The sequence below is a fragment of the Pedobacter folensis genome (assembly GCF_056490665.1).
Window position 1 is genome coordinate 110,866 of record NZ_JBWJIF010000003.1, and the last position, 12,708, is coordinate 123,573.

A 12,708-nucleotide genomic window follows, 5' to 3' on the forward strand; every position below is an offset into this window, starting at 1 on the left:
CGCTATTTACTTCTGTGTTACCGTGGCAAAAACTGTAAACCGCCAGCTGAAAACTGGCAAAGAGAATTGTTTAAATTAAATATACATATGACTGGAGCATCGTTAATATTTTGGATTGTTTGTGCGATACCGCTGATTGGTATTTTATATTGGTTAATCAGAAATGATAAAAACAAACTGAAAGGAAGTTGGGGGGTAATTATCCTGGGTGCCTTGGTAATCGCTGCACTGTTGGTTATTGTGTATGTAACCAAAGATTTTAGCGCCATATTTAGTCAAAACTAATAGCTGCGCTTTTTCAGCAAAGCCTGTAAATAAATCAGCATAACGTATAAAGCAAAACGCCCTGCTAAAATAATTTTAGCAGGGCGTTTTAATATTATAGCATTGAAGCCCGGCTTATTTCTCAGCCAATTTATCGCCTGTTACTTCGGCTTTAATTTTAATTTCCAACTCTTCTGCAAGTTCAGGATTGTCGCTTAACAATTGTTTTACAGCGTCTCTACCTTGCCCTAATTTGGTATCTCCGTAAGAGAACCATGACCCCGCTTTTTTGATGATACCAAAATCAACACCTAAGTCGATAATTTCACCGTTTTTAGAAATACCTTCACCAAACATCACATCAAATTCTGCAATACGGAAAGGTGGAGCTACTTTATTTTTAACAATTTTTACTTTAACGCGGTTACCGGAAACTTCATCAGAATCTTTGATCTGCGAAATACGACGGATATCTAAACGTACCGATGCATAAAATTTCAATGCATTACCACCTGTTGTGGTTTCAGGGTTACCAAACATGACACCAATTTTATCACGTAACTGGTTAATGAAAATACAGCAACATCCGGTTTTAGAAATCGTTCCGGTTAATTTACGTAGTGCCTGACTCATTAAACGGGCATGTAAACCCATTTTACTGTCGCCCATTTCGCCTTCAATTTCACTTTTAGGAACCAAAGCCGCAACAGAGTCGATCACAATGACATCAATAGCACCCGAACGGATTAAGTTATCGGCAATTTCTAATGCCTGCTCACCATTATCTGGTTGAGAGATTAAAAGGTTATCTGTATCTACACCTAGTTTCTTTGCATAAAACTGATCAAAAGCATGCTCTGCATCGATAAAGGCAGCAATACCGCCTTTTTTCTGTGCTTCGGCAATAATATGTGTAGCTAAAGTTGTTTTACCAGATGATTCTGGTCCATAAATTTCAATTACACGGCCTTTTGGAATACCGCCAATACCTAAAGCAATATCTAAGCTGATTGATCCGGTAGAAATAAAATCTATCGGTTCAACGGCAGAATCGCCAAGTTTCATGATGGTACCTTTACCGTAAGATTTCTCTAGTTTATCTAAAGTAAGTTGTAAAGCTTTTAATTTATCTGGATTTGCAGTGCTCATGTCTTTTTTCATTGATTGCGTAAATATAATCGATTATCGGCTAATATGCTTAAATGTTGATATTTATAATACTAATATATTTAGCTAAGGTAAATGTTTTTTAGCTAATGTCAATAGTAAAGTGAAAATAATTTTTTAAGCTTTTAATTTATCTCTTTCGTTTTGAGCGGTTAAACGTTCGAAGTACCTGCACATGTAGGTAATTTCGCAAATCTCACATTTAGGGCTTCTGGCTACGCAAACATAACGTCCGTGCAGAATAAGCCAGTGGTGTGCGATGTGGATATCGTGTTCGGGCAGGTTTTTAACTAGATCTTTTTCAACCGCCAATGGAGTTTTGCCATTGGTTAAACCCAAACGGTTGGCCACACGAAAAACGTGGGTATCAACCGCCATTGCCGGGGCGTTATAAATTACCGAGGCGATTACATTGGCCGTTTTGCGACCCACACCAGGCATTTTCTGTAAATCGTCAATGCCCGAAGGCACTACGTCATTAAATTCGTTAAGCAAAATATTCGCCATGCCCACCAGGTGTTTTGCTTTATTATTGGGATAACTGATGCTTCTGATGTAATCGAAAACAATATCGGGGGTAGCTTCGGCTAAAGCTTTGGCATTAGGAAAGCGTTGAAAAAGTGCAGGGGTTACCATGTTTACCCTTTTATCGGTGCATTGTGCAGATAGGATCACGGCCACTAAAAGCTGATAGGGATTATGATAATGTAACTCGGTTTCTGCATCAGGCTGCTTGGCCGAAAAATGTTCTACAAAAAGTTTGTAGCGTTCTTTTTTAAGCATGTGCAAATATAGGGGAAAGATGGAAAATGTAAGATGGGAAATGTAAGAAGGATGATGGAAGCGGTAAAACTGCGGTTTGTTACCCTGAGGAATAATTTTATTGCATAAATAAAGCTTAATTACTACATCAAGTCCAAACGCATTACCCGACTGTAGGGCGATAATTATATAAACATTTTCGGTAAAAGTATAACATCCCGAAAGGCTATGCCGCTAGCTTTGTTTAAAAATAAAACCCGTTCCGGTTTGGCGAGTTAATGCAAAAAAGCAAGCCGTTGCTGGCTACGAGGAAAATATTGGTAACATTTAACTTAAACACAAAATGAAAAGGTTATTTAAATTATTTACAATCATTGCGATAATGGTTACAGGCAGTGTCTCGGCACAGGAAAAAGCAGCAACGGTTAGCCCGCTACAGGCCTATTACGATGTTAAAGATGCTTTAATCAGCAGTAATGCAGGCTTGGCCGGCACGAAGGCTACGGTATTAATTAACGCTATAAAAGCCAGCGAAAAAACCAACGCTTCAAAAGCATTGCGTGATAAAATATTATTTGATGCCGAGCACATTGCCGAGAGTAAAGATATCGAACATCAAAGAGATCATTTCACCTCATTATCAACCGATTTTTATGCATTGGTAAAAGCCGTAAAACTTAACGATAAGCCTGTTTATTACGCTTATTGTCCGATGAAAAAAAGCTATTGGTTAAGCGAAGGTGAGGCGATAAAGAATCCATATTATGGCAATAAAATGTTAACTTGTGGTAAGGTTGCCGAGGTACTTAAATAAAACACACGCTACAAAATGAAGTTTATTTTAGTTTGTTGCCTTAGTATTTTGCTCAGCAGTTTTGCTTTTGGCCAGCATCAGCACAACGAGGTAAAAGCAGCTGCCCCCAAAAAAGCCCCCCAGAAAGCAAGCGATATCGAAACTTTAAGTAGCAACAAGCTGCCAGGGGTTGTTCGTTATGATTTGTACATTGCCGATACAACCGTAACTTTTGGCGGAAAAGCTAAAAGAGCCATAGCGGTGAACGGGCAAATACCCATGCCCACACTAACCTTTACAGAGGGCGATACCGCAGAAATACATGTGCATAATAGACTTAAAGAGTCAACCTCATTGCATTGGCACGGGTTATTTCTGCCGAATCGGTATGATGGCGTTCCGTATTTAACCCAAATGCCTATTGAACCCAATAAAACCCATGTTTACCGTTTCCCTATTATACAGAACGGTACGCATTGGTACCATAGTCATTCCGGTTTGCAGGAGCAAATTGGGATGTACGGTGCGATGATTTTGAATAAAAGAAAAGAACCGGCTATACCTACAGTACCTGTTGTTTTAAGTGAGTGGAGCAATATGATGCCCCACGAAGTGGACAGGAGATTACATAATGCCAATGATTGGTTCGCGATAAAAAAAGGCACTACCCAGAGTTATGCTGAAGCCATAAAAGGCGGATACTTTAAAACCAAGCTCACCAACGAACTGAAGCGGATGACCGCCATGGATGTGAGTGATGTGTATTATGAAGCCTTTTTGGTGAATGGAAAAAATCAGTACCAGGTACCCAACAACCTTAAAGCAGGGGATAAGGTAAGATTACGTATTGCTAACGGAGGAGCATCTACTTATTTTTGGCTCACTTATGCCGGTGGTAAAATAACGGTAGTGGCTAATGATGGTAACGATGTAAATCCGGTAGAGGTAGACCGGCTAATTATTGCCGTTTCCGAAACCTATGATGTAATTGTAACTGTTCCCAAAAATAAAAGTTATGAGTTTTTGGTAACGCCCGAAGATCGTACCAAATCGGCTTCGCTGTGGCTGGGCAGCGGGCAGAAAGTGCCGGCTCAAAAATTGCCCAAATTGAAGTATTTCGAAGGCATGAAAATGATGAACGAAATGATGGATATGAACGGCAATCTGGTGCAGATGGATGGGATGAAAATGCAGAACCAGGTGATGGATATGAATACGGTCATGTATGCTGAGCTGGATGACGCGGGGACAGATACGGTTGCTTCGGATGCACATCAGGGCCATGACATGGCTAATGAAAAAGGCGTGAAAGGTCCGATAACAACTTTAAACTACGATATGTTGCGCTCGCCTGAAAAAACGACTTTACCTAAAGCTCCAACCCGGCAAATGGAGTTTCAGCTAACGGGCAATATGAGCCGTTATGTTTGGACTTTGGACAATAAAACCATCTCAGAAGAAGATAAAATCCACATCAAAAAGGGCGAAAACCTGCGGATCATTTTATATAACAATAGTATGATGCGTCATCCTATGCACCTGCACGGACACGATTTTAGGGTAATTAATGGTCAGGGCGATTATGCGCCTTTAAAAAATGTACTGGATATTATGCCCATGGAGCGCGATACCATTGAGTTTAGTGCTTCTGAAAGTGGCGATTGGTTTTTTCACTGCCATATTCTGTACCACATGATGAGCGGGATGGGTAAAATTTTTAGTTATGAAAACTCGCCGTTGAATCCTGAAATTCCGAACCCTAAACTGGCGCAGCGAAAACTTTATGCTGATGACAGGATGTTTCATTTTATGGCCGAAAACGATTTTGCCAGCAACGGAAACGACGGTATGGCCATGTTGGCAAATACACGCTGGAGTTTTGGAGCGGAGTGGCGCTTAGGTTATAATAAAATGCACGGCTTTGAAACCGAAACCCATATTGGCCGTTATGTAGATCGGATGCAGTGGTTAATGCCATTTGTGGGTTTCGACTGGCGCTACCGGAAAATGGAGGCTGGCGAACAGGAAAGTAATATTTTTGGCCAAAAAAGTACAAAGGATAAAAGAACCATGTTTAGTGTGGGGCTTGCCTATACTTTACCCATGCTGGTGATTGCGCAGGCAGAAGTGTACCACGATGGTAATATTCGTTTGCAGTTAATGCGCGAAGATATACCCATTTCTAAGCGTTTGAGGGCAAGTTTTATGGTAAACAGTGATAAAGAGTTTATGGGCGGATTTAAATTTATTACCACTAAATACATGGGCATTTCTGCGCACTACGATAGCGATATGGGTTTTGGCGCAGGTTTAACGCTTAATTATTGATCTAACCATTAGTAATCTCCCTCAACAATTTATCGCATTCGGCAAAGGCATTATATAAATATTTATTGCGGTGTTTTTCTCCCTGCCCGCTAAAAGAAACCGATTTCATAATCAGGCCCTGCATCCATTGTTTGGTTTGTTTGCAATAGGCCTGGTCTTCGGTTCTTAAATAATTAAAAGTATTAAACCTGTTGTAGCAGGCCATACGGTCTTTAAAATCGACCAGGTAAGCGATGCTTCCCAGTACATCGCAGTTGTACCAGTTAAAAGTATGGCTCGGGTCGATGGTTTTTTTACTGCTGATTGCATACATATTCATATCAGTCAGGCAATACCTTACCTGTTCTACAATTTTCACAGCCAGTTCGGTATCGGTAAGGTGTCCGGCTTCGAATGCATACCTGATCTGTTCGAGTGTGCCTGTTACGGTATCTTTAGACCAGATTTCGGTGCTTGGTATTTCCAGGTAAGTGTTATGCAGCTCCTGCGAAATTTTAATAATTTCATCAGACAGGAAGGAAGAACTGAACGGCATCTCTAGATTATTGGCGCTGTTTGCCCAAAAGAAGAGTTTGAAACTTGTGAGTTCGGGATACTTGAAGAAATGAAATAAAGGAATATCGTCGGTTGTGATGGTGATGTGTTTTTTATGGCTGTTCTTGATGGCTTTAATGTTATCCAATAAATTCCGAAGATAGCCAACCATATCTAAATCTTCGTTTACACTTAAATAGCTAAAAGTAACAGATAACGATTGTTTCGGGCTGTACAGGAAAGGCACGTCAAAACAATCAGAAAGTTTGATGATTTGCTGGAAGGTAAGGTTGCTGTCGCCCCTGATTTTCTTATAAGCTTCGTTGGTGCTTATTCCTAACTCTTCGGCTACACTCAGTGCCAGGTTCTGGTATTCAGGTAAGGCTGCTTTGATGGCCTGAAAAAATAATGCTTGCTGATTATCCATAAAGATTAATTTATAAATGAAATCTTAACGTTTTTAATAATCGAATGGATTATTGTCGACAGTTAATTTAATAATTATAATTTATAATCATATTGTAGATTCATAAATTTCTTTAAAGGATATTTTTATGATGTATAGTAATCTTTAAGATTAATGGTTTAATGTTCAGTGTTTTAGATTTGATTAACAATTTAAAATACATCAAATGAATATGCTAATCTCAACCTCCATTCAGCCTCATGTCCATTACAATAGGCTGAATGATAACCTACGTTACTTTAAGCAGTCTGTCTGCATCATTACATGTTGGCTGTTTTTTTCGGGCTGTGCTTCTTTTTCTGACAGGCCCATTAGTCGCCATAAGGTTAAACTGGATAAAGATGAAGTATCAAAACTTTCGGGTACCTATCAGGTATTTCCTGATTTGATTTATACCAAAAAAGGGGTAACCGAAACGCTTGGTGATCAGCCTGCAACCGAGCGCTTTCATCGATACATCAGCAAACGCGAAATCGATTTCAAACCTTCTGAAAACCTCACTGTAGATCTAAAGGTGATGGAGGATAACCAAATCAGCTTTCATTTTAAAAAAGACAATTTGATTGTTGATAGCGTAACCTTATCGGCCAAACTGCAATCACGAGGCTTGTTGCTATTGGGGAATAAATATGTGGAATTTCACGGAGTGCCTTACATTTTAGGGGGCTCAAAGAGTGAAAAAACACGGATTGGTTTAGCAAGCGACGGAGGACTTATCGTGAATCATGCTTATGATAGTTCTGGTGCACTTTTACTATTTATAGGCGCAGGTCGCTCTTACGATTCTGCTTATCATTTTAAAAGGATTAAATAAATAACGACATGAACAAATTAAGATTTATAAAGGATGAAGGCTCAGCATTCTATAAAGAATTAAATGAGCAGATAGAACTGTATTTTGTGCAAAATGGATTGAAGAAAACCGGGAACGCGAAGATGTTTTTTAAGATTTTCTTGTATTTCGGATTGGACATCCTGTTTTATATTTTAATGATCACCAGCGATTCAGTATTGGCATTCTATGTTTTTTACCTGCTGATGGGGCTTTCTGTTTTGTTAACCGCTTTTAATGTTTCCCACGATGCTGCCCATGGTGTAGCGGTTAAAAGCAAGTTTTGGAACCGATTATTGTTCTCTCTCAGTTTTAATCTGCAGGGCAATAATGCCTATGTGTGGGGTAAAAACCATAACGAATCGCACCATTTATATACGAACATAGAAGGTAGTGATATTGATGTGCTGAACAATCCGCTGTTTAGAATGACCGAATCGCAGCCTTTAAAAGGGTACCACCGGTATCAGTTTATTTACGCGCCATTTCTCTATCTCTTTTATTCTATTAACTGGTTCTTTTTTAGGGAAAGCCTGATGTTGTTCAATTTATCGAGCCGGACGATTAAAGTGGAAATTCCCCGCATTGAAGCCATAAAGCTGGTGGTGTATAAACTCTTGTATATAGGTTATATGATTGTATTGCCTGTTTATCTGTTGCCTTTCGGCTGGGCAGTAGTTTTGATGGCTTTCCTGCTGAATCATTTTATCATTTCGCTGTTATTTGTGGCGGTGTTGGGCGTTGCACATTTATCAGATTATGTGAGCCACCCGGTGCCCGATGAAGATAATCAATTGAACATGAGCTGGCCGAAACTGCAGTTGCTTACTTCTATAGATTACCATGCAGAAAGTAAATTTCTAAACTGGACATTGGGTGGCTTTAACGCCCATGCCGTACACCATCTGCTTCCTAATGTTTGCCATGTGCATTACCTTCACATTATTCCAATTTTTAAGGCATTGGCTAAAAAGCACAAACTTACCTACATGGAAATGTCGTACGGTGAATCGTTGGCCTCGCATTTCAGGTTTTTGAAAATGATGGGTAAAAATGAACACTTAATTCCGATGCGATATGAAGGATAAACACATTCATGTAGCGGCTGATAGTCAGTTGCTAAAAGCGATATACAAACGTGTAGAGCAGGAGCTGGTGATTGATAAACCTGCTTTTATGAGGATGATTGCCGCTAAGTTTCTGGTGTATTTTTCGCTCACGGTATTTGCCTATCTAACCTTGTATAAAATTACCGGTCCGATGAGTTTTATAGGTTGTTTTGTGCTATATGGTTTTATCTCTTTGCTCTTTGCCTTTAATTTTTCGCACGATTTTTCGCACAATACCATTTTTAAAAGTAAGCGGCTAAACCATATCTGCTTTGTGGCTATTTATACATTGGTCGGTGCGCATGCCGAAGCCTGGAAACTGCGCCATGTTAATTCGCATCACTACGCACCAAATGTAGAGGATTATGATTCGGACCTTAAAATATCGAAGCTAATCCGTGTGGTGCCTGATAGTAAACATTATTGGTTCCATGCTTATCAGCATTTGTATGCGCCATTGGCTTATACCACTTATTCGTTGTTCTGGATTTTTATTAAAGATTTTGTCATTCTTTTTAGCAATGATGGCTTTGCCGTTAAAAAGAGCTTTAAGTATTACCTGTCTTTTGTGCTTCAGAAATTAGTCTACATCAGTTTATTAGTGATATTGCCTATACTTTTTTCGGCTCAGCCATGGTACGTAGTGTTATTTGGTTTTTTGATGATGCATTTAAGCCTATCGCTGTTTTTGCTGTTTACATTCTTTATGACGCACCATGTAGAAGAAACGCAATATCCGAAAGCAGATGCGGAGGGTTACATCAATGCTTCCTGGTTAATGAACCAGATTAAGAGCTCAAACGATATGCATCCTTTTAGTAAAACGGCGAACTTTATTTTAGGTGGTTTTAACAATCATATTGCCCATCATTTATTTCCGCATTATCACCATGTATACTACCCGCAGATCAGTAAAATATTGTACGAAATGTTAAATGAAAGTGGTGTAACACCCAATTGTACCAGTTATTTCGGCGGGATAAAATCTCATTTAAAGCTGCTTAAAAGAATGGGAGCTGCCGCATAGTCCTCATACTCATCTAAATTGAACGTTATGAAATATTTATTGATATGCTTTTGTTTGCTAGGGTTTACAGCTGCATCAGCGCAACAAGATACCTTACACAAAAATCATAAATTTTACTATGGTATAGCTTTGAGCGGAGGTAAGGGAACCGAAGATGGGGGTTACGGTGAGCTTCATCTTTATTTGCAGCGTAAAACCAATTACATTGCTTTTAAATCATCGGGTATTTCGGAATTCGAGCTTTTTGGAGATAAGCCTAATCCCAGTATTTCCGATGTTGGGATTATTGTAGGCAAAAGTTATAGTTTCGAGCGCTATATCAACATCAAGCTTGGTGCAGGACTGGCATTTACGGAGCAGATATCAAGAGGCGCATTTTTGTACAATACCTGTAAGTCTATGTTCTGCCTGTTTGATCATGATGTTTATGAAATTGTTACCACCCGAACTCTTGGCATTCCGATAGAAGTAAGGACCAGTTTTTTGGTGGGGAGGGCTGCAGCGTTAACCCTTGGAATAAGTGCCAATCTCAATAGCGCGAATAGCTTTTGTGGCTTCTCGGTGGGTGCTACCTTTGGGCGTTTGAGAGATAGAGTGAAGTGATTATTGAATGATGGAGTTTCGAATGAGCGAATGATTATATTTTCTCATTCACTCATTCAAAAATGGCGCACTGGGTTTTTAATTAACGGCATGACCTTTCATTTTAAACCTGATGGGAGCGATAGCCCGAGCTTTTTCTGCGAGGCTTTAGCGGACAGCAGGACTGAAAATTTTTTCTTGCACTAACCTATGTTTTCCAAAAAAATGCAATATTATAAATTGCTTCACTCCCATCACAAAACACCGCTTCGTTCGCAATGACGAATATTTTTAGTGAAAAGAAGCAGCAGGTACTTTAACCTGTTCGGTTAGCCCCTGGTTACTTTTGATCAGCCAAAATGCAAAGAAAGCACCAACCAGAGCCATTGCGGCACCTACATAGGCTGGCGAAGTATAATCGAAGCCATATACTAACGGAAGGCCACCGAAGAAAGCACCCAGGGCATTACCGATGTTGAAACTTGCCTGACTGGCTGAGGCCGCCAACATTTCGGAGCCTTTGGCACTTTGGATCATTAACATCTGTATAGGAGCAGCCAACGCAAAAGAGACAGCGCCGGTAACAAAAGTCATAATTAAAGCTAAGGGCTGACTTGCCGATACGAAGTGCACAATAGTTAGGGTGATCACCATGGTTAATAATAACGCAGCAGATGCCTTTGCCGGCGAAAATTTATCGGCCAGTATACCGCCAATGTAATTGCCACATAACATACCAATACCCGCTAACATTAAAATATAAGTTACTGCATTTGGCGAAAAACCAGCAACGTCAGTCATTAACGGGGCGATATAACTGTACCACGTGAATAAACCACCGGTTCCGATCGAGATCATAAAAATGATGATCCATGCTTCTCTTTTTTTGAAAAAACTTAGTTCGGCTTTTAAATCGCGGTTTTTAGTAGCTTCTAAAGCAGGTAACCATAACTTTAAACTTAATAAAGTAACCAGACCAACAAATACCACAACAGCAAAAGATATTCGCCACGAGAAATTGTGACCAATAAAGGTGCCCAGCGGTACGCCGACAATATTGGCGATGGTTAAGCCCATAAACATGAGCGATACGGCCTGAGCCGCTTTCCCTTTTTCGGCTATTCTGCTGGCCACTACCGAGCCCACGCCGAAAAATGCACCATGTGGTAAGCCTGAAAGCAATCGGGCAATAAACAGGGTATCGAAAGTTGGGGCAAATGCTGAAAAAGCATTGAAAACTGTAAACATGATCATCAAAGCAATCAATATCATTTTTGGAGGATATTTACCCGCAATCATAATCAATAACGGGGCACCGATAACCACGCCCAAAGCGTAAGCTGAAATTAAATGTCCGGCTTGTGGAATGGTTACGGCTAAATCTTTAGAGATATCGGGTAACAAACCCATCATCACAAATTCTGTTATGCCGATGCCTAAACCGCCTAAAGTGAGTGGGAGCAAGTTCTTGTTCATAGCGTACTTAGTGTTAAAATTACACTATGTAAAGGTAAGGCTTTTTATTTAAGGGGATTGTAAAAATTAGGCCATTTATGCGGATATGGAAGATGGGAGAGGTGAAATGTAAGATGGGAGAGGTAGGATGGAAGATGGGAGAGGTGAAATGGGAAAGGTGGGATGTTGTTGTAAAATAGCTTATGGTCCAGAATTCACACACCATTCATCTACATTTTCCATCATCCATAGATACAAAAAAAGCTTGTCCCACCCTGTGGAACAAGCTTTTTTGGCTCATGTAAAGATTTACTACTTGGTACGGCTGTAAGCTAAAATCTTGTTGATGGTTTCATCTTGAGGATTTTTAGCCAGTCTATCTAACTTACCTTTGATTTGATCATAAAATAAGTCGATTTCTGCGTCCGATTCAATATCAGTTTTAGGCTGAAACATGTTAGGTGTAGGTAAATTTACATTTGTTTTTGATGTAGAGGTTTTTGTCATAAGCAACTGAATGTGATAAGTTTTATAAACTTAACGATAGTTCAGATGCTTTATTTCAAGCCCTAAAAAATTTTATGTAACATTTTTACTACCCTTTGTAGGTCATCTCTTTTGTTTTAAGCATTTTACGCAAATTACTAAGGGCATAACGCATACGGCCTAAGGCGGTATTGATGCTCACGTCAGTTAAATCAGCAATCTCTTTGAAGCTTAAATCGGCGTAATGGCGCATGAGGAGCACTTCTTTCTGCTCATCGGGCAATAAATGGATCATTGCTTTTAAATCTTTATGGGTTTGATCGCGAAGCATTTTGTCTTCTGCGCTCTCGTCATAAAAGTGTAGCATATTGAATACATCCATTCCATCAGCACTGGTGATGATTGGTGTTCTCTTTTCTTTTCTGAAATAATCGATAACCAGATTATGCGCAATACGCATTACCCAAGGCAAAAACTTACCTTCTTCGTTATATCTTCCTGATCGCAGGGTATTAATTACTTTTATAAAAGCATCCTGAAAAATATCCTCCGCCAGATATTGGTCTTTCACCAATAAGTAGATAGAGGTATAAATTTTACTTTTATGTCTTCTTAAAAGTTCCTGCAATCCATTCTCGTTCCCGGTAATATATACCTTTACCAGGTCCTGATCATTATATGATTGTAAATTCATAGGTTTACCTACACTAAATCCCGTACTATTTGCTAAAAATTAATTTGTAGATGTTTAATTTCTATAGCTGCTCTCCTATGTTTTTTGAATGTGTCAGTTTGGTTTTGAGGTTGTTAATATTCAAAGAAAGTTATTTTTTTATCAAAAAACAAAAAATAAAATGTTAAAAAATAAATTAACCATCTCAGTACCCTATTTTTGTATGTTCT

The 12,708-nt window shown here is 39.4% G+C and carries 13 protein-coding genes; 7 read left to right on the plus strand and 6 right to left on the minus strand.

Annotation, left to right across the window (positions count from 1 at the left end; all coding sequences use genetic code 11):
* Nucleotides 1-87: 87 nt before the first annotated feature.
* Nucleotides 88-285: a hypothetical protein gene (locus AC04QZ_RS15110; protein ID WP_057930348.1), complete on the plus strand. Its 198-nt coding sequence runs from the start codon at nt 88-90 to the stop codon at nt 283-285.
* A 114-nt stretch (nt 286-399) separates the two neighbouring features.
* On the opposite strand, the gene recA is transcribed toward AC04QZ_RS15110, so the two are convergent.
* Nucleotides 400-1,413: a recombinase RecA gene (gene recA / locus AC04QZ_RS15115; RefSeq protein ID WP_086549214.1), complete on the minus strand. Its 1,014-nt coding sequence runs from the start codon at nt 1,411-1,413 to the stop codon at nt 400-402.
* 135 nt (nt 1,414-1,548) lie between these two features.
* A complete protein-coding gene (gene nth, locus AC04QZ_RS15120) occupies nt 1,549-2,214 on the minus strand; it encodes an endonuclease III (protein WP_478358434.1) in 666 nt (221 codons plus the stop codon).
* A 322-nt stretch (nt 2,215-2,536) separates the two neighbouring features.
* Between nth and AC04QZ_RS15125 the strand changes: the two genes are divergently transcribed.
* Both AC04QZ_RS15125 and AC04QZ_RS15130 read left to right on the plus strand, forming a co-directional pair.
* Nucleotides 2,537-3,007, plus strand: a complete 471-nt coding sequence (locus tag AC04QZ_RS15125) for a DUF3347 domain-containing protein (protein ID WP_478358435.1) — start codon at nt 2,537-2,539, stop codon at nt 3,005-3,007.
* A gap of 15 nt (nt 3,008-3,022) precedes the next feature.
* A complete protein-coding gene (locus tag AC04QZ_RS15130; protein ID WP_478358436.1) occupies nt 3,023-5,314 on the plus strand; it encodes a multicopper oxidase domain-containing protein in 2,292 nt (763 codons plus the stop codon).
* Nucleotide 5,315: 1 nt separating this feature from the next.
* On the opposite strand, the gene AC04QZ_RS15135 is transcribed toward AC04QZ_RS15130, so the two are convergent.
* Nucleotides 5,316-6,275, minus strand: a complete 960-nt coding sequence (locus AC04QZ_RS15135; RefSeq protein ID WP_086544758.1) for a hypothetical protein — start codon at nt 6,273-6,275, stop codon at nt 5,316-5,318.
* Between the two features lie 205 nt (nt 6,276-6,480).
* Between AC04QZ_RS15135 and AC04QZ_RS15140 the strand changes: the two genes are divergently transcribed.
* The 4 genes from AC04QZ_RS15140 to AC04QZ_RS15155 are packed head-to-tail and all read left to right on the plus strand — an operon-like array spanning nt 6,481 to nt 9,885.
* On the plus strand, nt 6,481-7,128 hold the full coding sequence (locus tag AC04QZ_RS15140) for a hypothetical protein (protein WP_478358437.1): 648 nt from the start codon (nt 6,481-6,483) through the stop codon (nt 7,126-7,128).
* Nucleotides 7,129-7,136: 8 nt separating this feature from the next.
* Nucleotides 7,137-8,234, plus strand: coding sequence for a fatty acid desaturase family protein (locus AC04QZ_RS15145; protein ID WP_478358438.1), 1,098 nt, complete (start codon nt 7,137-7,139; stop codon nt 8,232-8,234).
* Nucleotides 8,224-9,282 carry a fatty acid desaturase family protein gene (locus AC04QZ_RS15150; protein ID WP_478358439.1) on the plus strand — a complete coding sequence of 353 codons (1,059 nt, stop codon included), beginning with the start codon at nt 8,224-8,226 and terminating at the stop codon, nt 9,280-9,282. The genes AC04QZ_RS15145 and AC04QZ_RS15150 overlap by 11 nt, the downstream gene beginning before the upstream one ends.
* 27 nt (nt 9,283-9,309) lie before the next feature.
* Nucleotides 9,310-9,885 carry a hypothetical protein gene (locus AC04QZ_RS15155; RefSeq protein ID WP_478358440.1) on the plus strand — a complete coding sequence of 192 codons (576 nt, stop codon included), beginning with the start codon at nt 9,310-9,312 and terminating at the stop codon, nt 9,883-9,885.
* A 270-nt stretch (nt 9,886-10,155) separates the two neighbouring features.
* Here AC04QZ_RS15155 and AC04QZ_RS15160 read toward each other — a convergent pair whose 3' ends face one another.
* From AC04QZ_RS15160 to AC04QZ_RS15170, 3 genes are all read right to left on the minus strand, one after another.
* Nucleotides 10,156-11,340, minus strand: a complete 1,185-nt coding sequence (locus tag AC04QZ_RS15160) for an MFS transporter (protein ID WP_086544763.1) — start codon at nt 11,338-11,340, stop codon at nt 10,156-10,158.
* A 291-nt stretch (nt 11,341-11,631) separates the two neighbouring features.
* The gene (locus tag AC04QZ_RS15165) at nt 11,632-11,826 is read right to left on the minus strand and encodes a hypothetical protein (protein ID WP_086544764.1); all 195 of its coding nucleotides are present in this window, start codon (nt 11,824-11,826) and stop codon (nt 11,632-11,634) included.
* Nucleotides 11,827-11,914: 88 nt separating this feature from the next.
* The gene (locus tag AC04QZ_RS15170; protein ID WP_057933765.1) at nt 11,915-12,499 is read right to left on the minus strand and encodes an RNA polymerase sigma factor; all 585 of its coding nucleotides are present in this window, start codon (nt 12,497-12,499) and stop codon (nt 11,915-11,917) included.
* Nucleotides 12,500-12,708 lie beyond the last annotated feature (209 nt).